Origin of the sequence: Burkholderia sp. BCC1638, from assembly GCF_902833195.1 — a bacterium.
Lineage (GTDB): Bacteria > Pseudomonadota > Gammaproteobacteria > Burkholderiales > Burkholderiaceae > Burkholderia > Burkholderia diffusa.
The window spans coordinates 18,966-42,496 of record NZ_CADFEC010000017.1; the positions used below are offsets into that span (position 1 = coordinate 18,966).

General features: G+C 63.7%; 16 protein-coding genes and 1 pseudogene. 11 read left to right on the forward strand and 6 right to left on the reverse strand.

Annotation, left to right across the window (positions count from 1 at the left end):
• Positions 1 to 226 precede the first annotated feature (226 nt).
• Positions 227 to 3,208: a Tn3 family transposase gene (locus tag HWX22_RS19955; RefSeq protein ID WP_175890818.1), complete on the reverse strand. Its 2,982-nt coding sequence runs from the start codon at positions 3,206 to 3,208 to the stop codon at positions 227 to 229.
• A gap of 180 nt (positions 3,209 to 3,388) precedes the next feature.
• Between HWX22_RS19955 and HWX22_RS19960 the strand changes: the two genes are divergently transcribed.
• Positions 3,389 to 3,565, forward strand: coding sequence for a hypothetical protein (locus tag HWX22_RS19960; protein ID WP_175908990.1), 177 nt, complete (start codon positions 3,389 to 3,391; stop codon positions 3,563 to 3,565).
• A gap of 316 nt (positions 3,566 to 3,881) precedes the next feature.
• Here the strand turns inward: HWX22_RS19960 and HWX22_RS19965 are convergent, their stop codons facing one another.
• A complete protein-coding gene (locus tag HWX22_RS19965) occupies positions 3,882 to 6,047 on the reverse strand; it encodes a glycoside hydrolase family 70 protein (protein WP_175890816.1) in 2,166 nt (721 codons plus the stop codon).
• Positions 6,048 to 6,608: 561 nt separating this feature from the next.
• Positions 6,609 to 9,239: a glycoside hydrolase family 15 protein gene (locus tag HWX22_RS19970; RefSeq protein WP_175890815.1), complete on the reverse strand. Its 2,631-nt coding sequence runs from the start codon at positions 9,237 to 9,239 to the stop codon at positions 6,609 to 6,611.
• A gap of 300 nt (positions 9,240 to 9,539) precedes the next feature.
• Between HWX22_RS19970 and HWX22_RS19975 the strand changes: the two genes are divergently transcribed.
• Together HWX22_RS19975 and HWX22_RS19980 are read left to right on the forward strand one after the other, a co-directional pair.
• Positions 9,540 to 11,231 carry a phage integrase family protein gene (locus HWX22_RS19975; RefSeq protein WP_175908993.1) on the forward strand — a complete coding sequence of 564 codons (1,692 nt, stop codon included), beginning with the start codon at positions 9,540 to 9,542 and terminating at the stop codon, positions 11,229 to 11,231.
• Positions 11,232 to 11,502: 271 nt separating this feature from the next.
• Positions 11,503 to 12,191, forward strand: a pseudogene (locus HWX22_RS19980) (MgtC/SapB family protein).
• A 43-nt stretch (positions 12,192 to 12,234) separates the two neighbouring features.
• Here the strand turns inward: HWX22_RS19980 and HWX22_RS19985 are convergent.
• Together HWX22_RS19985 and HWX22_RS19990 are read right to left on the reverse strand one after the other, a co-directional pair.
• Positions 12,235 to 14,424, reverse strand: coding sequence for an ATP-binding protein (locus tag HWX22_RS19985; RefSeq protein ID WP_175908996.1), 2,190 nt, complete (start codon positions 14,422 to 14,424; stop codon positions 12,235 to 12,237).
• 287 nt (positions 14,425 to 14,711) lie between these two features.
• Positions 14,712 to 15,032, reverse strand: coding sequence for a hypothetical protein (locus tag HWX22_RS19990; RefSeq protein ID WP_063552892.1), 321 nt, complete (start codon positions 15,030 to 15,032; stop codon positions 14,712 to 14,714).
• Positions 15,033 to 15,465: 433 nt separating this feature from the next.
• On the opposite strand from HWX22_RS19990, the gene HWX22_RS19995 reads away from it, so the two are divergent.
• On the forward strand, positions 15,466 to 16,239 hold the full coding sequence (locus HWX22_RS19995; RefSeq protein WP_151047986.1) for a class I SAM-dependent methyltransferase: 774 nt from the start codon (positions 15,466 to 15,468) through the stop codon (positions 16,237 to 16,239).
• 323 nt (positions 16,240 to 16,562) lie between these two features.
• Positions 16,563 to 18,974 (forward strand): phosphoenolpyruvate synthase, encoded by a 2,412-nt coding sequence (gene ppsA / locus HWX22_RS20000; protein WP_175908997.1) that lies wholly within the window; start codon positions 16,563 to 16,565, stop codon positions 18,972 to 18,974.
• 51 nt (positions 18,975 to 19,025) lie between these two features.
• Here the strand turns inward: ppsA and phaZ are convergent, their stop codons facing one another.
• Positions 19,026 to 20,240 (reverse strand): polyhydroxyalkanoate depolymerase, encoded by a 1,215-nt coding sequence (gene phaZ, locus HWX22_RS20005; RefSeq protein ID WP_175908998.1) that lies wholly within the window; start codon positions 20,238 to 20,240, stop codon positions 19,026 to 19,028.
• 145 nt (positions 20,241 to 20,385) lie between these two features.
• On the opposite strand from phaZ, the gene HWX22_RS20010 reads away from it, so the two are divergent.
• From HWX22_RS20010 to HWX22_RS20035, 6 genes are all read left to right on the forward strand, one after another.
• Positions 20,386 to 20,907, forward strand: coding sequence for a flavodoxin (locus tag HWX22_RS20010; protein ID WP_175908999.1), 522 nt, complete (start codon positions 20,386 to 20,388; stop codon positions 20,905 to 20,907).
• 504 nt (positions 20,908 to 21,411) lie between these two features.
• On the forward strand, positions 21,412 to 21,819 hold the full coding sequence (locus HWX22_RS20015; protein WP_175909000.1) for a hypothetical protein: 408 nt from the start codon (positions 21,412 to 21,414) through the stop codon (positions 21,817 to 21,819).
• A 66-nt stretch (positions 21,820 to 21,885) separates the two neighbouring features.
• On the forward strand, positions 21,886 to 22,074 hold the full coding sequence (locus tag HWX22_RS32285) for a BON domain-containing protein (protein WP_279610116.1): 189 nt from the start codon (positions 21,886 to 21,888) through the stop codon (positions 22,072 to 22,074).
• Between the two features lie 61 nt (positions 22,075 to 22,135).
• Positions 22,136 to 22,585 carry a CBS domain-containing protein gene (locus HWX22_RS20025; RefSeq protein WP_059536698.1) on the forward strand — a complete coding sequence of 150 codons (450 nt, stop codon included), beginning with the start codon at positions 22,136 to 22,138 and terminating at the stop codon, positions 22,583 to 22,585.
• Between the two features lie 90 nt (positions 22,586 to 22,675).
• Positions 22,676 to 23,185, forward strand: coding sequence for a hypothetical protein (locus tag HWX22_RS20030; RefSeq protein WP_244135254.1), 510 nt, complete (start codon positions 22,676 to 22,678; stop codon positions 23,183 to 23,185).
• Complete coding sequence (locus HWX22_RS20035) at positions 23,169 to 23,408, forward strand: hypothetical protein (protein WP_059452422.1); 240 nt, start codon at positions 23,169 to 23,171, stop codon at positions 23,406 to 23,408. Before HWX22_RS20030 ends, HWX22_RS20035 begins: the two co-directional genes overlap by 17 nt.
• Positions 23,409 to 23,531: the final 123 nt, after the last annotated feature.

Sequence of the window (23,531 nt, forward strand, 5' to 3'; positions counted from 1 at the left end):
TATCCGCACAGGAACGGAGGTGCGGGAAAATGACTTGAGACGCCATTTCGTACCTGATCGGGAACCGAAGCTCGTGGCGCCGTATGTTGAAAACATCGCCGTATCCAGTCGAATACGAAAAGGAGGGCTCGGCGTTGCGCTGATCGCATGCGCAGGCGCAGGTGACCGGCCAGGCCGGCGAGGACGAGGGGCGGCCGGGATTCGTGAGATTTTCGCCAAAATGACCTTATGCGACTGATTTTAAAGAGAAATCAATGCTTGGGTCGAGCGGCGCTGCCCGCCGCTGGAGATCCAGCAGATAGGAGCCGAGCCGATTGATGTGCTCACGTCGATATGGCGAGAGCGCCTGCAACACCTCGGCGTCGATCGGCAGGCCCTTGTCCTGCATTGCCTTGAGCTTGCGCGACATCCACTGGACGTTGTACAGAATCACCATATTCGCGACGAGCTGGTTGTATTTGATGACCTTGCGTTGCTCGTGCCGGATATTTTCGGCGATTACTTCGCCACCAAACATCAGCCACTTCGCGAAGTCGTTGAACTGCTCGCTCTTGTTCGTTGCCGAGTGGATGGTTTGGCGCATCTCCGGATCGTCGATATAGCGCAGCAGGAACATCGTGCGGATCACGCGGCCGAGTTCGCGGAAGGCGAAGTACAGCTTGTTCTTGACGCTCTCGGAACCGAGGCGACGCAGGATCGTCGACGGCGTCATCCGTCCCGCCTTGATCGAGACCGCGACGCGCAGCATGTCGGGGAAGTGCCGCTCGATCAGCCCCCAATCGATGCTCGCCCGGAACAGCGATTCGATGTTCTTGTAGCGCCGGCGCCGGTCGGCCTTGTAGAATACCAGTTCCTTGATGTCCCGGATCCGAGGCATAAGATTGATCCCGAGCAGATGCGCGAGTGCGAACACGGGCGCGCTCTGCGCATGCGTGTCTCCATGCACGGTGTCCGGCTGTACGTCGGAGGCGTTCTTGATCAGGCCGTCGAGGATATACACCGCCTCGTGCACGCCGCACGGGATGAAGTGGCTGAACAGCGCAATGTACATGTCGGACACGTGGTAGTAGCCGATCCCGCCGTAGCCGCCATAGCGGATGTGATATTCCGACAGCAGGTTCTGCTCGTACAGATTCCACTTCGTGCCGTCGGCCGACACCCGTTTGCCCGAACCCCAGAATTTCGGCAACGCGAACTGGTTATACGCGTTGATCACCTTGACGATCGCCTTGTCGAGTCGCTCCTCGGTGACGTGCTTCAGATTCAGCCACGCGACCTGCTTTCGACTGAGATTCTTGACCGAGCGCGCGGTTTGCGTCGGCCCAAGGTTACAGCCGTAGCAGAACAACGTCGTGATGAAGCGTTTGCGCGGGTCGTCGACCTTTGCCTCGAATCCCGAGAGCGGCCCGAAGAGTCGGTGCAAGTCGAGCCATTGCTCGGTTTCGGTGAGGATATCCAGGATGCTGACCGGTCGCATTGAAGCGGTTACCGCTTGGTCGATCAGGGTTCGGTTGGGCGGGTCGGGTTTCTTCTCGAGCCGATGGAGGATAAGGCCCTGCGCGCCAATCTCAACGTGGTCGTTTTCCGGGAAGCCTGCTTCTACCTTGTCGGCCAGCGCGCCGAGCTCGTCCTTCAGTTGCTGGACGAAGGCACGGCTGTCGACTGGGAAGTCGACAAGCTCGCTGTAGCGCGGCAATTCCTCTCGGAATTCGTCCCACGACACCTGGTGTTCGCGGGGATCGTCATATTGAACGCTGCCTTCGACAAAAATGTCGCCGGAATTGAGTTCCCGCATGACTTGGCTGAACACGCAGAGCTCAAAATACTTCCGGTGCATCAGACGCGCCGCTCGGCCATCCGGCAACACGCATCGTTCCCACTTCTCCGGGAGCCAGTCGAGCGGCAATTGCGCGAGATCGCCATCGCTTAGCAACAGATATTCGCGTCGCGACGTACGCAGTTGCTTGATCCACTCGAGTGCCCGAAGCAATGCGTCGTCCTGCGAGCTGGGCTTCATCGAGAGTTGTTCGACGCACTGGAACAACAACGAGCGCAGGTTTTTATACGGCGCGAGCAGGAATGGAAAGATGTGATTGCCAGCCTGCGCGATATGCTCGTTGCAGCGGATCAGGACAGTGTCTGGATCGTTGTTCAATGCGGCACGCATCTGTGCGATGCGCATGGCCGCAGGCGTTTCGTCATCCTGCAGCACGTTCAGGACGTCGCGGAACTGGCTGACGAGCGACTGCAACTGGTCGGCGTGCGCGAGTTGGTACTGCTGGAGTCGCAGCTTGGCGGTGTGCTCGAGGTTGCGCACAGTTTTGATGAAAATCTCTGCGACGTCGTCGAGCGCTTTCTGGCGTTGCGCGAGCATGAATAGCAGCGCGAGCGTGTAGCGCTTGGCGGGTTTGAGTGCCCGCATTTCGTGCACGTCAAGCGCGCGTGCCTCGGTGACAAACTGCATGCGCTTCGCAACTGACAGCATACTCGGCACAGGCGGCAAGCCCTCCGCCAACGCGTTCATGGCCTGAATGTGCTCGAGGAAACTTGCGATCTCCCGCGGCCCGGGCCGCTTCGGTTCGCGCTTGAGTTCGTCCCACTGTGTTCGGCCGCGCCTGGCCAGCAACAGCGCGTCAACGCGGGCCTTCAAATCATCATCGAGAGAGTCGACGAAGGCACGGTAAATCGATTCATGGAGCTGACTACGGGCATAGCCGGCAATCCGGGTGAGTGTCGCGAGCGGCGGCAGTTCGTAGCGGCGCCGAACCAATTCTTCCAGCATTACGTTGATAATGTCGGGCAATTCCGCCTTGGTCCGGGCCGCGTGCGCGGCGATATCGGCCAGCCAGGCGTGGACGGTGCTGTCGACAGGGAAAATCCGGACGAACACGCGGAGAATCTTCTGGTGCCGGGACTTGCTGCCCGAGCGGTCGTAGCGCACGAGGGTTGTGCGCAGCAGCGGGCGGACGCCAAGCACGGCGCACACGTGTTCGATGATGGGCGGCGGCACGTCCGAGATGACCGGTATGTACCCTAGACGCTGCAGCAGCTTCAGTTGCGCTAGGATCAGCACGCGCGTAGGCGCCTGCCGGAACTGGCCGAAGACGAACCGGATCTCCGCCGCGCTGGGCGTGTAGACCGTTCGCAATTCCGCCTCGTCCAGTTCCGCCGGGAGTATCGGGTACGCGGGTTCGTGAATGTTGGTCATCGATGCTCCTCGGTCCAGGCAGTCCTTGCAGTGCTGGCCGATCGGGATCTCAGCAGATTGAGGCACCCCGACAATACGCCACGGCGCGGGTCGGCATAGCTCATGCCTAAGATCTGGTCGATGGTGCCCTGAGACAGTTCATCGCCCAGCGCACGAATCCGATCCTGCAGCACCGACAGCTTGGAGATCGTCGAGCGAGAAACCCTGGCCGTGGCGCTCGCGCTGGTCGAGCGAAGCGAAGGCGCGCTGTCAGCGCCGGTCGCCAAGATTCTCGAGCAGTCGCTGAGAGCCACATTCAGCTTGATCATCGACGAGATCGATCAAGCGATGAAAGATGGGGGGATCTGGGCGTCGTGATCGAGTCGTTGCGTACACATGTCGACGTCATCCTCCATCACCTGGCGACGGGACTGGCTGGCCCGTTTGACGGGCCATAGACGCAGCCTGAGTCCAATGTCTCTGGCGAGGCGATGCAAGTTCCGTCGACTGTTGCCGATGTGAGTATCTGGGTGATAATGCGCGACCGCCAGGACGGTCGCTTCGACGTGTTTCGCGAGACCCTCGCTCGTTTCGGCCGGCTCCGGCTCGTGTAGTGTGCCCTCTGATGTCTTTCGAGCCGCCGCGACGCGATCGAAGGACCGCGCCGCGGCGGCTCGTCATTGAGCCACGCCTATCAGCTTGCGTAACCCATCATCGAACCCTCGCCCTCCGAAGTCGGCACCCAGACGCCGAGATAGCCGCGCACTTGCGGTGTCGAGGATCCAGTGACATGTACGGTAAGCACGCCGCGTCCATCGGTCTGGAGGCGTTCAGGCCACTGTCCGAACATGTTGGTGAAGGTCTGGTTGGCGTGCTGCAGACCCATGTCGACGCGAATCGTTGCATCCGTCGCCGGATTGTTGCCGATCACGGTTGCGACGCCTGTTCCTCGATCCGTCCCGACGCGCACACTTGCGAGCAGATCTTGTCCGGCTACGGACGGCGATGTGTTCGTCTTGTAATACGTCACCACCTGCGCGCCCGCCACGAATTTCTGGCGGATCTTGAGCAGTCGCGTGATCGCGTCGTAATACGGCGTCTTCGTCGACACGTATGCCTTGTCGCTCTCATAGAGGTCGCCGTAGAAGACAGTAGGCACCGTGTCCTTGTTCGTCAGAAGCACGGCATAGGCGGAGGGCACGTTGTAGGGGGCGTATTGCTTGACAGCTTGTTTTCGATCGTTGTCGTAGATCGACATTTGTGCGAGCTGAATTGCCGCGTCCGGCGTGTACCCGGCCTTCTGCGTCGGCGGTACCGGGATCTTCTCGATCACGTTGTGCTCCTGGTCGTGGTTCGTGACGAACGACCAGTTCGGAATGGCCCTGCCGGCACCGAAGCGGGCCTGCCCGACGATCGACTTCGCGAAGATATCGCTGAGCGGCCCCCCCGGGTTCGCCTGTTCCAGGGTGTTGTACATCGTGTAATAAAGAGTGCCGTCGTAGGCCAGTTGGCCGTTCCCGTTGCTGTTCTCAAAGGCGATCTGGGGATCGACGTACGATTCGATCACGCTCAAGTGATTGTTCATGTCGTGGCCGTAGCGTCCCGACATCAATTCCGCCGACTGCCTCAGGATGTCCGTGTTGTAGTGGCCGGCTGCATCGAATCGGAACCCGTCAAAACCATACTTGTCGAGCAGGAACCGCTGCCAGTTCAGCGTCTCGGTCTGCACGGTGGCGTTGCTGTTGTCGATGTCGGAACCGAGCAGGAATTCATATTGGAGAACGTTCTTGTTGACGTCCGCGTTACTTGGCTTGTTGAAGCGGAATGCCGCCGCACCTGCTTCCGATGTCGCCGAATAGCCCGGCTGCAGCGCAAGGTAGTCGTTGGTCGCCTTCGTCACGGCGTCGGTATTGCCGTTGATGATGCTCTGTCGCACGGCGTCATCACTATTGCCCGGGAAGCCATGTGCGCGCATGTACGACAGGTAGGGCTGAACTGTCGCGTCGCGACGCGGGTCGACATAGTAAAGCAGATACGGTCGGTACACCGGAACAGCCGTGGCCGCGCTTTGCGCCGCGTAATATCCGTCGACCGATAGATAGGTATCGATCGTGTTGAGCGCACCGACACGTGCCGCATCGGTCGCCGCGAGCCATGCCGGAAGATGGTTTCGGGCATCGCCTGGCCCGTAGTAGCGGTACGGCGCGCCGGCGCCGTCGACCATGATGCGATCGATGCCAAGTGCCTGCGGCGACGTGCCGTTTTCATACTTCGCCTGCCACTGCTTGATCACACCGTATTGCTTCTGACCAAGACCGCCGCCCTTCGAATACCCCGGGTACAACACATTGCTGGCAGACGGATTGGTCGGATTTCCAAAAATGTCGACTGCCGTCACGCTCGCCACTTCGCGTTGCGAGAAGAACATCTGGTTCGGGACGATGTCGGCTATTGCATTGATGCGCTGCCGGTGCATGCTTTCGATCGCCTCACGAAGTTGGGCACCGGTTCCATATTTCGTCGCGATGGCGTTGCCGCGCCCCTGCGGGAATTCGCCAAGATCGTAGCGGTCGATCACTGCGTAGCCTTCACTGAATCGCCCGTCGTTCAACGCGCGATACGGAGGCGCAAACCAGACGTCCGTGATACCGAGATTACGGAGTTCCGGTGCTTGCCGTGCAAGCGTCTTGTAGACGGTTCCGTCGTAAGGCTGATAGAAGGCGAAATCCTGATAAATCACATGCTTGTCCAGCATGGCGTTTGATACAAAGATCGGTGCAGTTGCATCTCCTGCGGAGGCAGTAGCCGATGCAATAAGTCCGACAGCAACCGCAATGACTTTCTTCGAAGTGCGAATCATACGTTCTCCAAATCATGTATACGACGATTTCTCATTACGCTGTGGCACGGGCCGCGCATCGAGAAATTGCGAGCCGTGGCCGCGCTGTCCGGAGTGGGGCATGCCCGAACAGCGGCCCTGTGTCGCCTCTCTGTTCCTCGTCGGAATCGACTGTTGTTGTATAAATCGGATGGCGCTCGGAAGGGACGTCGTTTCGATATCCTTTCGCGAGCAGATTGAATGTCGGATGGTTCAAATCTGTTTGACGAATAGAATCATACCTCTAATTTTGTGTCAAACAATTGAATTGATTTGGAAATTGCAATTGGATTTATCGTTCAAATATTGATTCGCCGGCGACTCACACCGCCGCCTCGTGGCAGCTCTGGTGTTGTGCCGGACGCGTCGAGCCCGGAAATAAATGCCGCCATAAGTTCTAGCCGGAAATTTAGTCGGAAATTAATTCCAGATTTAACTCTCGATTCAAGTTCATGGCAACCGTCGCAGTGGCGATTCTCCGACAGGAGTGAATTGGCACCTGCCGCCGTATTGGCGCACGGGCACCACGACGCTCGCAAGGCATCACCAGTTGACCTTGTCGTTCAACGTCACGGAGCCTGCCTCAGGGGTCGTCACCACGCGGTTGCGACTGCCTGGAAGGTTTTCCCACGTCACGCTGCCATCGCCGTTCTTTCGATAGTATTTGTACTGAATCGGCGTGTTTCCGCGCAGGTTGACGGTATTGCTCCAGACCGGATAGCGCGACGGGTCAACGGGCAGTCCAAGGTTCGTGTTCCAGTTGCCGAGTGCGTCGGCATTGCCTGTCACGTACATATATTGTCCGGGCTGCGTGCTGGCGGTGACGTTGACCGCAACCGCGACTTGACCGGCGGGCGGCGGAATGACGCAATTGCTGTAGCGTGCGCAGACCGCAGACGGAATATCGACCACCTTTCCGGCCTGAGTCGACGCAAGCAGGCTGATGTACTCACCCATCGCCCAGTTCAACGGGGCCATTGACTTGGTTGGCGTCCCTGCCGTGTACGACGACGGGGTCACGACTTGCCAGTTTCCGGGCAACGCGGCGCTATTGGGCCAGACCTGCTCCGGAATGAAGCCTTCTCGCGTCGCGAACGAACGGATCGCATTCAGATATGGGCTGCCGGCCGCGCCGCTGCCGCTGCTTGCGATCGAATACATGCCGCGTTCCGCGGTGAAGATCGGCCACAATCGGCCTACGCCGGTGCCGTCATAATTGCTGCCGTCGTTGTGTTCACCATAGCCGTCGAAGTTGTAGCGGAACCATGCGGGACGCTGTCCGTCGATCGTCTGCTTCACGACCGAGTCGTATGCGCCGAGCGTTGCGACGATGGTCGGATCGTTCGCGCGTTTGACACCCATGCGCACGAGCTCAAGAAAGCCGCCATCGACGACTGCGCGTTCGTCATGCACACCACCGCCGTTCCCGATCGTGAATACCTGTCCTGAATCGGGATAGCTGGCCGGGTTGTAGACTTGCGGCCCGCTCCCCGTTCCACTCATGTTGGCCGGGTTGATGCGGACGTAGTAATGACCGTTGCCATACGAGCCCGTGTTCGTGTAGGTCCATGCGGTCACGTTCTGCTGCCAGTAATCGGCGGTTGCCAGATAATTGCCTGCACGGATCGAGTCGCCGTTGTCCCGCGCAATTTGCGCAGCCGCGACGAGGCCGGCAATTTCCGCGGCAATAGTCGAAGGCGAGTAGCCGGAATTCTCTTCCCAGCGGTCCTGGAACGTCCACGGCCCTTTGGCGGCCAGATAGTCAGCAGTCAGGCGAATATTCGGCCAAAGAGGGTTGTACACCGCCGCGCCGAGGCGCCATGCAAGCAGAATCGGCATGGCCTGCTCGTCCATTTGAGTGCCTTGCCAGTATTGCCATCCACTGACCCAGGCATTCTGTGGAAACCGACCGATGCGGCTGTATCCTTGCGCGCAGCCCGGTGCGTTGTACTCGGCGACTCCGCAGTCGGCTTTCTGCTGTAGTGTCTTGAAAAGATAGTTGACAACCGACGTGGGCGTGGCGGTGTCCCCGGCAGTGATCAGCGCATTGGCAAACTTGAACAGGTCGCGCGACCAGACCAGATGGTACCCGCCGCTGTTGGCGTCGGTCTGGGTTTCACCCCATGGCGTGCCGATGCCGGCGATCATCGCACCGTTGCTCTTGTCCTGCATGGCTTTGAGCGTCATGGCGGCCAGATAGTATTCGTTGTCGGCGGCATTGCCCAGCGTCGACAGGCCTGCCGCATACGTGTGCCAGCTCTCGTCATACTGTGCGCGCAACCGCTCGAGGTCGTCCCCGAGCGTGCCGTTCGCCGTCGCCATCGCATTGCCGACCGATGTGCTATCGAAGGCCAGCGCGATATCGAACGATATCGCCGTGTCGGTCCGCGCCCCGAAGTCGAGCCAGCCCATTTGAGCGACGTTGCCATTGGTTGCCGACGAATACGTCCAGTTCATTTGCCGGTCCGGCGATGTGCCGCCTAGCAAGTCCGTCCAGCCGTCGCTTTTGCCGACGAAGCCGTTCGACACCATCTCAACGCCGTCCTGCTTTTTCCATGGCAACGATGTGGCGAGCGCAGAATAGCGCGTGTTGCGGTTGGCAATCAGCATCGTCTTGCCGTTGCCCGCCGTGGCGGTATATGCGGAGTTCCCCATGCCGGAATTGTCCAGGCTTGGCTTGAACAGCAGATACAGGTTGTGATCGCTCAGTCGGGTGCCGTTCAGCGCCTGGAACGTGACGCGTTCAATCAACGCGTTGCGCGAGGGATCGGTGAAGACAGTTTTCACGATTCGCCAGTTGTGGGCCGAATTGCCAGTCGTGACTCGCCAGCTCATCGTATGCGGATCGGATTGCGCAGCCGTGTATGTCTGGCGCTTTTCTTCGTCAATGTAGGTCCCGGCGCGATCGCCGACAAGGAATTGCAGATCAACAGAATCAGGCGTGTCAAGGACGGGGTAGTACACCTCGGACACAATCCCTCGATAACCCGTGAAGTAGACTCGCGACGCGTTCGCATTCACCGCCGTTCCCAGGAACGATTTCTGGGCGGGCGCGCGCGTCGCTGTGACGCCGGGGTTGCCAAACGCTTCGCCGGACGTGGAGGCGGAGGCAATAAGAGGCAGTGTCGCCACCGCGATCGCGGTCGCAGATCGTAAAAGATTGTCGAATCGCATGATCTGCTATGTCTCCTCTCACAGTCGTGGTTGGAGCCGCACGGCGCACGGCGCACGGCGCACGCAAACGTTAGCAATCGACATGAATGTAGTCAAGCTACATTGGAAATGTAGTTTAGATTTAATTTCCATTACAACCCATCGATGTCGAGCGCGCGACTCCGTCATAGGCGCCCGCCGATAGCGACCGTACGGTTGCCTGACAGTATCGACGGAAAGGCAGTCGTTATCATTTGAACGATGACGGACAGATAAGACTTATTATCTGACCATCATCGAAAAGCGTATAAACTGGCGATCATGAAAACGCGTAAGACCCTTCCCGTCGACGACACCGGCTCCGACTTCCCGAACGAAGCGGAGCTCGCCGCACTGCGAGCCTGGTACGCCGGCATGGACGCGCGGACCGCCGTTGCACGCTATCTCGGTGATCGCCGGGAAGCAGGAGCGTCATCGCGCGGAATCCTCGGCCGCATCCGCCGGCGACTCGTCACGTTTGCGCGAGCTCGTCATCGCGAAGACTTGGCTGCCGCGTTCGTCGACCGTCCTTCGAAAGCGGTGGCGGACATCGTTGCCCGGGCCATCGACGCGCTGCGCCACCTCCCTGTGCCCGAGCCACACATATCGGACCAGATTGACACATGGTTGCCGCCGCGCATCGTGGCAGCCCTGCAGGCCCACGGTATCCGAACGCTCGCGGACCTCACCGTGCGGATTCCGCGACGCCGCCGCTGGTGGTCGGTGATCGACGGCCTCGGCGTCAACGGCGCACGACAGGTCGAAGCGTTCTTCGCCGCACACCCAGCGCTGACCGAACGGGCGCGCGCGTTGATCGCGGCGACTCCGTCCGGCATCATCGTGCCGTGGGAGCAGATTCGCGTGCCGCACGAGGTCGACGGCTCAAATGGGCAGTTCCGGGCACCGCAGGCCGCCTGCCTGCTGAGCGCATCGAACGACTATGAAGCGATCCAGTCGTGGCTATCGCTGCACGAGTCGGCGGCTACCCAGCGCGCCTATCGAAAAGAGGCCGAGCGGCTAATCCTGTGGGCGATTGTCGAACGCGGCCGGGCGTTGTCATCGCTGACGACCGACGATGCGATCGCCTACCGCGGCTTCTTGCGGCGGCCAACGCCGCGTGAGCGTTGGGTCGGACCGTCGCGGCCGCGGCAAAGTGTCAAGTGGCGGCCGTTCAGTGGCTCACTGTCGGCACGGTCGACAGGGTATGCGCTCACGGTCCTATCGGCGATGTTCCGGTGGCTGGTCGAGCAGCGCTACGTGATGGCGAATCCGTTTGCGGGCGTCAAGGTGCGCGGCGCGGCGTCACACACGGGGCTGGATGTCACGCGCGGCTTCACCGAGGGCGAGTGGCTGTTGATCCGTGCACTTGCCGACGGGCTGGAATGGTCGTATGGCTGGGGCGCACCGGCCGCCCAACGCCTGCGCTTCCTGCTCGACTTTGGTTACGCGACCGGCTTGCGCGCCAGCGAGTTCGTCGGCGCCACGCTCGGCGACATCCGGCGCGACGAACATGGCGATCACTGGCTGCACGTGATCGGCAAGGGTGGCAAACGCGGCAAGGTGGCGTTGCCTGCGCTGGCGCGAACGGCGCTGGATCAGTCTCTCGTACAGCGTGGGCTGCCGGTCACGCCGTCTCGCTGGAACCCGGCCACACCGCTGGTCGCAAACCTTGAGGAGGATGGCGCCGGCATCGAGAGCACGCGGCTCTGGCGCGTGCTGCGGCGATTCTTCCGGCTGGCGGCCGACGTGATCCAAGACGAACGGCCAGCGATGGCCGAGAAACTGCGCCTCGCGAGCCCGCACTGGATGCGCCACACGCACGCAACGCACGCGCTGGCCCGCGGCGCCGAACTGATCATGGTGCGCGACAATCTCCGTCATGCGTCGATATCGACGACGTCGACCTACCTGCATAGCGATGAGGTCCGGCGAGCGCGGCAGTTCGATCAGGCGTTTGAGGCACGCAAGGTCTAACGTATGCCCGCCTCCAACGAGGGATGAAATTCCCCATATAGATCAGTAGGATAGGGCCATTTTGGCGAAAATTTCACGAATCCCGGCCGACCCTCAGGACGCAGGGGGGCCGGCGACGGTCACGGTCAGCGAGCCAACGTTCGTCATCGACGGCCTGCGCCGCCCGGCCGTCGTTCCGCAAACAGATCGGGCCCGAACCTTGCGCCCCGCAAGCGCCGTCCGCGGCCGCACCGCGACGCGTCGCGCATGACGGACTTGAATGGAGGCGCGCATGGAGCCGATGCCGGTCGTACTTCAGTGGGATGCGGTCCTCGTCAGGATCGCCCTCGCGCTGGTCGCGGGCGGGCTGATCGGCCTCGATCGCAGCGAATCCGGCAAGACGGCCGGGCTGCGCACGACGATCCTCGTCTGCCTTGCCGCATGCCTGTCGATGCTTCAGGTCAATGCATTGCTGCTGCAGGCCGGCAAGCCGGAGGGCGCGTTCTCGGTGCTCGACCTGATGCGCCTGCCGCTCGGCATCCTGACCGGGATGGGCTTCATCGGCGGCGGCGCGATTCTCCATCGCGACGGCCTCGTATCAGGCGTCACCACGGCCGCGACGCTGTGGTTCGTGACGGTGGTCGGTCTGTGCATCGGCGGCGGCCAGTTGTCGCTTGGCGCGCTCGGGCTCGTGCTTGGACTCCTGGTCGTGTGGCAGCTGCGGTTGGTCGAGCAGCGCGTGCGGAGCGTCAGGACAGCACTGCTCACGATCGAATACGAACTCGGCTCGCCGACGCGCGACCGCCTGACGACCGGGCTGCGGGACGCAGGCTTCGCGTGCCGCACGCGCGTGCCGTGCGCGAGGAGGAACTGCTCGTAACGTGGCGCGAACCGACCAACGCCGATGCGATGCTGCCTCAACTGATCCGGATCGCCGAATTGGCAGACCTGACTTCGATCCGCTGTTCCGCGGAGAACTGAGCCGCACGGTGCTTTCCGAGCGTCAGCTGGGCGCGTGCCCCGTTCAGCGTCCGGCTTCCGGCTCGGGGCCGTCGTGCGCATCGCCGTTCGTTCCGGGCGGGCTCATCGCGAGATGAAGCGCGGCCGGGTCGACCGGTTTCACGAAATGCTGCAGAAACCCGGTCGCGAGACAACGTTCGCGATCCGCGTTGCGGCCATAGCCGGTCAGCGCGAGAAAGATGCACGGCGTGACTTCGTTGATCGCCTTCAGCCGCCTCAGCAGCTCGTAGCCGTCCATCACCGGCAGACCGATGTCGAGGATCGCGACGTCGGGACGGTAAGCGCGGTACGCGGCCAGCGCGGTCACCGGGTCGTGCACGACGGCGACTTCGTGGTCGGCCTCGCGCAGCCATTGCGCGAGCGTCGACGCGGCATCCTCGTTGTCGTCGACCAGCATCACGCGCCGGCCGGTGCGGCCCGGCGCCATGTCGCGGATGCCGAGCGGCGGCTGCGGCGCGGCGATCGCCACGGCTTTCGGCCGGTACTCGGGCAGCGAGATCGTAAACGTGCTGCCGCAGCCGGGTCCGGCGCTGTCCGCGCGCACCGTGCCGCCGTGCAGGGTCACCAGACTGCGCACGAGCGCGAGGCCGATACCGAGGCCGCCGTGCGCCTGCTTCGCGTCTCCGTCGAGCCGGTAGAACGGCTCGAAGATGCTGTCGAGGCGGTCGCGCGGAATGCCGGCGCCGTTGTCGCATACCTCGACGAGCGCGGTGCCGTCTGAACCGTGGGCCGTGCGCACCGTGATGTCGCCGCCCGGCAGCGTGTATTTCGCCGCGTTGGTCAGCAGGTTCGCGATGACCTGCGACAGCCGCACCGGGTCGCCGTGGCAGCGTGCGTCCGGATCGGCGTCGACATGCAGGCGGTGACGGCGCTGCTCGAGCAGCGGGCTCGCGACCTCGACCGCATGGTCGACGATGTCGGCGAGTTGCACGACTTCCTTCTTCAGCGTGATCTTGCCGCGCGTGATGCGCGACACGTCGAGCAGGTCGTCGATCAGCCGGACCATGTGATCGAGCTGCCGCTGGATGATCGCGATCTCGTTCGGCGTCGCGTGGCCGTCGCGGTTGCGGATCAGCTCCAGCGCGAGCGAGATCGGCGTCAGCGGATTGCACAGCTCATGGCCGAGCACCGCGAGAAACTGGTCCTTCGCCTGATTCGCGTCGCGCAGTTCGCCGAGCAGCCGGTCGCGTTCGGCATTCGCGGCGACGAGCTTCTCGCGCGCGGCGACGTGCTCGGTCACCTCGACCGCGCTGACGATCACGCCAAGCCCGTCGGCAAGCGGCTGCGGATTGAAATGCAGCCGATACACGCGGGCCCCGTCCGGCTCGGGACGGTCGCGGTGCTCGGCGATCGTCGTCGAGCGGCCGTGCGCGCGGGCGGTTTCGAGCGCGCGCACGATCGCCGGCGTATCGCCGCCGGGCAGCACGGCCGTCAGCGGCTGGTCGACGATGTCGGTCCGGCCGCACAGCGCCGAGAAGCGGTGATTCGCGAGCACGATCCGGTGCGCGGCGCCCGACAGCAGCGCGATCGGCAACGGCGCGTGCATCAGAACACCGTTGCGTTGCTGTTCGGCGTCCTCGCGACGGCGGATCTCGTCGCTCAGCGCGCGCGAGCGCTGTTGCGACAGCGCCAGCGTCAGGTGCAACTCGTTTTCGTCGTTGGGCAGCGATGCGGTGGGCAGGATGCGGCGATGCAGCGCGCAGACATGGCGGAACGTCTCCGACTGCTCGGTGCTGGGAAACACGTCGACCGGATAGCCGCAGTAAAGCGAGAAGCGGTGTTGCTCGACCAGTTCGTTCCATAGCGCTTCGAGCCGCAGCGCACCGGCGTACCGCTGCTGCGCGCACAGCAGCGCGACCATCTCGCCGAACGCATGCACGGGGCGGCCGGCGCGGATCGCCGCTTCGACGATCGTACCGATCGAGCGGCGAAAGCGCGCGGGGTCGGGGAGGTCGCCGTCCATGAAGCTGTCGAGCAGCGTCTGCGCGCTCGACATGAAGATGCGCTCGCGGGCCGCGTCGCCGATCGACGCATCGAGCGTACGCAGGCGTTCGTGCACCGCCGCAAGGCAATCGGGTCGCGCGATCACGATCGCGCTGCCGCCCGCGCGCAGCGCCTCAGCCGCGAACAGTGCGACTTCCGACACGAGCTGCGCATCGGACTCGTAGAACTGGACGAAGTGATCGGCCCGCATCGGTGTCGATTCCAGCAGGGGAGGCGTAGTTTTCATAGCTCACGACCAGGCAATGCCGTTGGCGGCCGGCGATTCCGTGCCGCGGCCATATCCGGGCCGACGCGAGCAAGCCGCGTGCCGCGCGCGTCCCCACGCCCGACGGCCGTGCGGCATGAGCCCGGCACGCGCGGGCGGCGCCGGGTGACGCTGCGTTTGTAAATTCTGCCGCGGATTGCAGGACGGATGCGCGATCGGGATGGCGCGGTGGAGGGGGCTCGATGGTACGCGTTACGCGTGAAAGCCTGTCATCAGGAAAACGTCGTCGCGACCATGATGCCGAACACCAGGCCGAGCGCGATGCCGGTCAGCCGGCCGTAGATGGATGCGCGCACATTGTCGTCCAGCTCGAACGGCGAGCGCTTGTGCTTCCATACCGTGCTGAATGCCACCGGACGGGTCAGCAGCACGGTGCATGCAATCAGCACCGGTGTCGCGACGAGCATCGCGATACGCGGCCCGTTCCAGTCGACGCCATGCATCATCAGCGAAACGAGCACGGCGAGCGGCACCTCGACGCACAGGCCGAGCAGCGATCCGCCGACGAAGGAGTCTCCCGGTGACTGGAACATGGTCGTTCGTCCGTTCGAATGAAAGCCGCGCCCGTTTGCGCGCGGTTGAAAAGGGCGACCGTTGTTGGAGGCCTCGGTCGATCGTGTGGCCGGATGTTAAGGCAAATTGTCGACCGGTTGTCGGCCATTCAAGCTATTTAACAAATGTTCGACGGAAACCGGGTATCGTGCGCGGCACGGGACGGTCGCGCCGTGGTACAAGTCGGGCTTCGCAAGCTCGGCGCGCGACGCGACGCGGTACGCCGGCGCCGCGCGTCGGCCGGCCTGAGCGGCGGCGGTCAGCTAACGACAAGGACCCGACCGCACACCGCTCTGGCCCGAAAACCCGATCCGAATACGATCCGAATACGATTCGACAGCGCGCGTTCAGTCGCGAAGCATTGCCAATCAATTTCGCGGCCGGCGCGCTTGAAACCAACCAGGGGACTGCAACATGATTGAACATCTGACCAATCATCCGGCGACGATCGCCTGCAAGGTGTGCGGTGCCGACGCGGACATCTGCGGCGTGGTCGATTTCTCGCGTTGCGGCGCGGACATGATTGCCGGGAAAAAAGTCGATCCGTTCGTCGGCGTGCCGATCTACTACTACGCGTGCAGGCAGTGCGGCTTCACGTGCACGCCGGCCTTCGACCACTGGACGCATGACGATTTCGCGCGTCACGTGTACAACGACGACTACGCGCGCCACGATCCCGAGTATCTCGAGCATCGTCCGCAGCAGCACGCCGACCTGATCTGCACGAGCTTTCCGTCGATGCGGGAGAACCGCATTCTTGATTTCGGCTCGGGGCTCGGGCTGCTGGAAAAGAAGCTGTCCGCGCGCGGGTTCGCGGATGTGACCTCGTACGATCCGTTCAGCCATCCCGTCGCGCCGCAGGGGCAGTTCGATGCGATCCTGTCGTTCGAAGTCTTCGAGCATCATCCGGATCCCCGAAGCCTGTTCGCCGACATCATCCGCTACAGGGGGCCTGCCGGGGCACTGCTGTTTCAGACGTCCCTGATCACGCCGGAGATCCTTGCGCGCGGGATCGAGCAATGGTGGTATTGCGTGCCGCGCAACGGGCATATTTCGTTCTACACGAGCCAGGCGCTGACGCTGCTGGCGACTCAGCACGGGCTCGAATTCGGCTCGTTCAGCCCGGAATTGCACGTGGTTTTCGATCGTGCGGCGGCGCCGGGGTGGCTTTCGAAGTTCTTTCAGTGAGGCGGGTGGCTCGGTCACCCGCGTCATCGGGCGCCAGGATTCCGTGACGCCATTGCTCCGGAAGCGAACCCTCATCGCGAGCCGGATATCCGCACCGACGCACCTGGCCCCGCAGGCGTGAAACCGACCTGGTTCGCGGCTTCCAGTGCGAATGCCGCCCGGCGACGCAGCGCCGTTCGCGCGTCGGCCTCCGTTCTTGATGCAGGTCACGAGAGAGGCTGAAGTGTCGGGCCACGATGACCGTGTTCGGCCGACCGCGCCGGCCAATGCCGGACCGCGCCTGTCGCATGTCACTCGGGGCCGCGACCATCGGAGGGCTCGTCATGGATCACGGGAAAGCACACGTCGTCTGGTTCGACGACCTGCGGCGCGGCGACGTGGCACGCGTCGGCGGCAAGAACGCATCGCTGGGCGAATTGATCGGCAACCTGTCTGCACAGGGTGTAAGCGTGCCACCCGGGTTCGCGTCGACCGCGGATGCGTACTGGCGATTCATCGATGCGAACGGATTGAGGCAAGTCATCGGCAGCACGCTCGAGGCGTTCGGCGCACGCAAGATGGCGCTCGCCGACGCCGGTGCGTCGATCCGGCAGGCGATCCTCCACGGAGACTGGCCCGACGACATCGCCGACGCGATCCGGAATGCGTATCGGCAACTGTGCCGACAGGCCGGCGGAGACGACGTCGATGTCGCCGTGCGCTCGAGCGCGACCGCCGAGGATCTTCCCGACGCGAGCTTCGCGGGCCAGCAGGAAACCTACCTGAACGTGCGCGGCGAACATGCGCTGCTCGCGGCGTGCCGCCGGTGCTATGCGTCGCTGTTCACCGACCGCGCGATCGCCTACCGCGAAGAAAAGGGCTTCGATCACCTGCGCGTCGCGCTGTCGGTCGGCGTGCAGCGGATGGTGCGTTCGGACCTCGGCGCGTCCGGCGTGATGTTTTCGCTCGACACGGAAACCGGATTCGACAAGGTGGTGCTGATCAGCGCGGCGTGGGGGCTTGGCGAGAATGTCGTGCAGGGCACCGTCGACCCCGACGAATACGAGGTGTTCAAGCCATTGCTCGGCGATCCGGCGTGCACGCCTGTCATCGGCAAGACGCTCGGCGGCAAGGCATGCAAGCTGATCTATGCGCGCGACGAGCATGCACCGACCCGCAACGTGCCGACCTCGAAAGCCGAGCGTGCCACTTTCGTGCTGGCGGACCGCGACATCCTGGCGCTTGCGAAGTGGGCCTGCGCGATCGAGGCGCATTATGGCCAGCCGATGGATATCGAGTGGGCAAAGGACGGCATAAGCGGCGAACTGTTCGTCGTGCAGGCACGTCCTGAAACGGTGCAGTCCCGGCGCGAAGCCAGCGCCATCAAGACCTACCAACTTGGTCAGACCGGCCGCAAGCTGCTCACCGGCGTCAGTGTCGGCGAGGCGATCGCGGCCGGCAGCGTGTGCGTGATCGACAGTCCGCACGACATGGGGCGATTCGTCGACGGCGCGGTACTGGTGACGCACACGACCGATCCCGACTGGCTGCCGGTGATGCGCCGCGCGGCGGCGATCGTCACCGATCATGGCGGCCGCACGTCGCATGCCGCGATCGTGAGCCGCGAGCTGGGATTGCCGGCCATCGTCGGCACCGGCAACGCGACCCGCATGCTGCACGATCAACAGGAAGTGACGGTATCGTGCGCGGAGGGCGAGGCCGGGTTCGTGTACGAAGGCATCGCGCAATACCACGTGGAGGCGATCGACCTGACCGATCTGCCGGCCACCCGCACGCAGGTCATGCTGAATCTCGCGAATCCGGCCGCGGCGTTCAGATGGTGGCGACTGCCCGCCGACGGAATCGGGCTCGCGCGCATGGAGTTCGTGATCAGCAACCATATCAAGGTTCACCCGATGGCGCTGGCCCACTACGATGCGCTGACCGACGCGCATGCGAAGCGCGAGATCGCTGCGCTGACGTCGGGGTACGACGACCCGTCGAACTATTTCGTCGACCGGTTGGCGCATGGCCTCGCGCGTATCGCGGCGGTCTGTCATCCCGCGCCGGTGATCGTGCGCATGAGCGACTTCAAGACGAACGAGTACGCGCATCTGGTCGGTGGTGCGCAGTTCGAACCGCAGGAAGAAAATCCGATGCTCGGATTTCGCGGCGCGTCACGCTACTATTCGCCGCGCTACCGTGACGGATTCGGGCTCGAATGCCGGGCGATCGCGCGACTGCGAAACGACATGGGATTCAGGAACGTCGTCGTGATGATCCCGTTCTGCCGGACGCTCGACGAGGCGGACCGCGTGCTCGAGGTCCTGGCCGCCAACGGCCTGAAGCGCGGCGAAGACGGATTGCAGATCTACGTGATGTGCGAAATCCCGTCGAACGTCATTCTGGCGAGCCAGTTTGCGCAGCGCTTCGACGGCTTCTCGATCGGAAGCAACGATCTGACCCAATTGACGCTCGGCGTCGATCGCGATTCGGCGGAACTGGCCGGGTTGTTCGACGAACAGAACGAAGCCGTGAAGTGGATGATCGCCCGCGTGATCGAGTCCGCCCGCAACGCCGGGGCCAAGGTTGGCCTGTGCGGCCAGGCGCCGAGCGATCATCCGGAATTCGCCGATTTTCTCGTCGCGTGCGGCATCGACTCGGTTTCCGTCAGCCCCGACAGCTTCATTGCGGTCAAGCGGCGCGTGGCCGCCGCGGAAAATGCCGCGCCAGGCGAGCGTGCGTCGCCGGGTTGAACAGTGTCGGATGGTTGTTCGACGACCATACCGGGCCAGGCGGACGGCGCATCACGCTGCGCACGAGCGGGCCCGGCCGTGTTCGGCGCGGGCGAACGCCGCCTGCAGTACAGGATGCACGTCGGTGCGCCAGTGATCGCCGGTAAAGAGTCCGTAGTGATCGCAATCGTCGATGTCGACGCGTTGCCGCGCATTCGCTTCGAGACCGCTGCACATCGCCAGCGCGGCATGAGTCTGGCCGGCACCGGTGACGGCATCGCATTTGCCTTCGACGGTCAGCAACCCGATCGAGCGCAGCGCGGCGGGCTCGACCCGCTGGCCGTGGACGTGCCACGTTCGGTTTGCCAGGCATGCGCGCTGGAAAACGATGTCGACCGTATCGAGGAAGTATTCGGCCGGCATATCGAGAAGCGTCAGGTATTCGCGGAGCGCCCGGCGGGCGGTTGCGAGTGCGTCGGCGTCGCCGCTCGACACCGCTTGCCGATAGCCATTGACCAGCGCCATGTAGTGTTGCGGGTAGGTGAGCGCGATCTCGGCGCGCTGCAGATAGGCCGGAAATACCTGTCGTCCGCATCCGGCGAAGCCATGCGGCACCGTATCGATCAGCGTGGCGCGACACCAGTCGAGCGAATGCGAGCGGGCCGCGGTTCCGAGCGCACTCGGATTGATGCGGGCATCGAGCGGGCCGCCGATCAACGTCAGGCTCGCCGGCAGCGCGGCGTCGCGTTGCGCGCGCAGCGCGATGGCGCCAAGCGACGGAAACGTCGCCTGACAGACCGCGACGACGTGCACCGGACGCGCGTCCGCCAGCAGGGTATCGATGAAGCGGTCGAGCATCGACACATATTCGTCGAGGCCGAATCGACCCGCGTCGCACGGCACATCGCGCGCATCGATCCAGTCGGTGATGCACACGTCGCCGTCGACAAGCAGCGTCTCGACCGTCTCCCGCATCATCACGGCCGCATGGCCGGCCAGCGGCACGCAAAGCAGGATCACGCGTCGCGCACCCGGGCGCGAGAAGCGGCGCAACGTGCAAAACGGCGTGTGCGCGACGATCGTTTCGTCGACGTCGATGCGACGGCCGTCCACGTCGACCGAATCGATGGCGAACCGTGGCGCATCGGCATGCAGGTCGAGCAGGGGTTCGCACAGGTCGGCGTAGCACGACGACGCGACATCGGGCCAGAGACCGCACGTGAAGCGCGCCGCCGCTTCCCACGTTCGCAACCATTGCCGTTGCTGTTCGATCAGGTCATACCACATGGCACATGGGCGGAAAATCGCGGGAAATTCGAACAAGCCTACTGTCGCCCGAACGTGCCGCGACGGTTTGACCTGCATCAGCGTCGCCCCGATCGGCGGTGCATAAGCTGGTCTACGGATCCCGGACGGATGCACGGAGTGGAATATGGACACGTCTCGACGCATGCTCGTCGTTTTCTACTCGCGCAGTGAAACGACGGCGGCGATTGCACGCCGGCTTGCCACGGAACTCGACGCGGATTGCGAACGGCTTCAGGAAGTCGACGATCGGCGGCGGGCGGGGGCCGTCGGTTTCCTGCGTTCGCTCGCTGACGTGATCCGCGATCGTGCCGCGGACCTCCGGCCGACGGCCTGTTCGCCGTCCGCATACGATGTGGTCGTGATAGGCACGCCGGTCTGGGCGGGTCGTGCATCGACGCCGGTTTCGACCTGGCTCGCGCGGCACGGGAGCGAACTGCGCGCGACCGCATTCTTCTGCACGATGGGCCAGCGCGGCGACCTGACAGCATTCGGGCAGATGCAGGCGCTGGCGCGGCAGACGCCGATCGAGACGTGCGCGATTTCCGGACGCGATATCGGTCGCGGCCTGGCCGCCGGGAAGCTCGCCCATTTCGCACGGTCGATCGCTCACCGGCTTGCCGACCGCGAACGGCGCATGAGCGCGTAACGGGCAACGTCACACGACCGGCGAAGTGCGTGCCGCGCTGACGTCGATGCCGGTCCCACGCCCTGGCCGAACCACGGGATCCCGGCGCCGAGCGACGCGACATACCGTGTCCAGCCCCCAAGGATTGTCTGCGAACCGCCACGCGCACACGAGCTCGGCGAGCGCATCGCGATCGAGCGGCTCGTCGAGCAACAACGATTGAAGAAAATGATTCGCAGTGCCGGATTGAACGAGATCGTGCCGCACCGGGTGAACGAAAAATTCCACATGAAAAACCGGGCAGCAATCCGGCCTGGTCTCGCGCCGCGAGCGCGTCGGTACCTCGATGGCATTGGGTCAGACGAATCAGCGACCGTTTCGATTGCTCGCGCGCCAGCAGGATGACCTGCATCAAGAACGATTGCCCGGCAGGAGCGAATATCGACGTTCTCGCATGTCGAACTCGACCACGATTGACATGCCGCGTGCCGTCTACGTCTTCACGTTCATGATACGGACATCAACATGCCCCTCTTGTTCACGAACACGTCGAATCGCCAGATCATTTCCCGTTCCGAAGCATCGGCACTGCCTGCAGTCGCGCCTCACCTGCAGCAGCCGATCGACGCCGATGGCGACCGGCTGCTGAGCCCCCACGAAATCGCGATCCTGATGGTGCTCGCCAGCGAGCCGATGCGCCCGCAGGGCGACCCCGCCGACTTGCGCTGCCTCGTCGATCGCGGTCTCGTTCGGCTGGATTCGGCGCCGCTTGCGGAAGCGGCTGCCCGCCTGTCGGCCGACGGCCGTCAGATGGTGTTGCGGCTCGCCACACGCGATCGCGCCAGGCGAGGGCGCAATGTCGACGTCACGATTGCGTGTCGCACGATCGCGGCGGAGGCCTCGGCCGGGATGGTGCACCACGCCGTGCGCTGACCTGTATCAATTCCACGCGGCGCCGCGGGAATTACCGTTGCTTTCATCGATTGCGAATCGGAGTCGATGGCCATGACTGGCGACAGCGAGCGGGACCCGTCGATCGACGTGGTGCGCATCGGCGTGAAAGCGTACAAACGCATCGTGACGTTGACCGGCCAGGTGGGCTCGCCGGGCGAACGGCGGCTTGCCTTCGATGCCGCATGGTCGGCGGCGGGCGTGCGCGACGTGGTCGATCAACTTACCGTTGCATGATGGTTCGGGCGGCGGCGGACATCGATCGATGTTCCGCCTCGCCCCGGCCGGGAGAACGAACATGAATGCCGCGATGCTCTGTACCCGCGATGTTGCCACGTGTTCGGCACAAGCAACCGTCGTCGAGGCGGCGGAAATGATGCGCGACGCGCACGCCGGCGATCTGATCGTCGTGCGCGAACAGGAGGGGCGATGCGTGCCGGTCGGTGTGGTAACCGATCGCGACATCGTGCTGACGGTGGTCAGCCCCGATGCGCAGGCCGGCTCGCTGTTCGTCGGTGACATCATGTCGGCGCCCGTCGCGACCGCGAACGTCGACGACGACATCTGGCTCCTCGCGAAGCGGATGCGCCAGCACGGCGTCCGTCGATTACCGGTCGTCGGCGGCGACGGCGAACTGGTCGGCATCGTCTCGCTCGACGATCTGCTGCGCGCGGCCGCGGCGCTGCTCGACGAGTTGCGGCTCGTGGCGGCCCGCCAGCCGTATTTCGAGGAGAAGCAGCGTGGCTGATCCGGTCGATTCCAGCTTCCGTCGCGCCGCGCATGGCGCAGCGGCGGTCTCGATGTCGGTGCGACGCGCCCTCCGGACGCGCGCGAATCCATGACACGCGGCCGGCACACCGACCCGCGCAACCGGATGCGCCGGTGGCTCGGCGCAATCGGTCTCTGCCTGCTGCTGTCGAGCGCGACGACGTGGCTCGGCGCGATCCACGACCATCCGGTGAGCACCGGTGTCGTGGCCGGCATGACCGCGCCGGAATGCGGGCGCGTGGGTGCTCGGCCGGCCGGGTCGATGCTGACGACACCGATCCCCGAACAGGACGTCTGCCTGCCGCTGTTCGTTTATCGCGCGTCGTATCCGGATGCCGCGAGCGACGTCGCGTCGTACCGCACATGGATCCTGCAGCAGCGGGTCGGCGAATTCTGGCAATTGTTCGGCTACGTGCTTCTGCTGTGGGCGGCGATCCTGGGCCTCGTCGCCGGCCCGATATGGCTCTTCAGGCGGCGGGCCGGAGATCGCCATCGCGGCTCGCGGCGTGGCGCGACTGATGATGGGAGCGGCATGCGCTCGCACGGCGAGGAAAGGGGTAATCATGACGATTTCCGGTGAATTGAACGAGGCGGACTGGACCGTGGCGATCGAAACGGTTGGCGTCGAGACCGGCGGGTACCGCTGCCGTGTCCACGTGACGGTCCGCTCGCCCGACTGCAAGTGCGAGCATGTGTTCCCGCATCACCGGGTATTCGCGACCGAACGCGAGGCAGCGCTGGAGGGGTTGCGAAGCGGAATGACGTGGGTCGAGATGAAGAAATCGGACACGTTCACGTACTGATGGACGGCGTTGCTTACCGTCATCTGCGCCGCATGCGAACCGGCGAGCACGGCATGACCTGAAGCCTCCGATTGCCGCGTCGCCGGCGTCCCGCCGGGCCGCGGGCATGCGTTGATCCCGGTC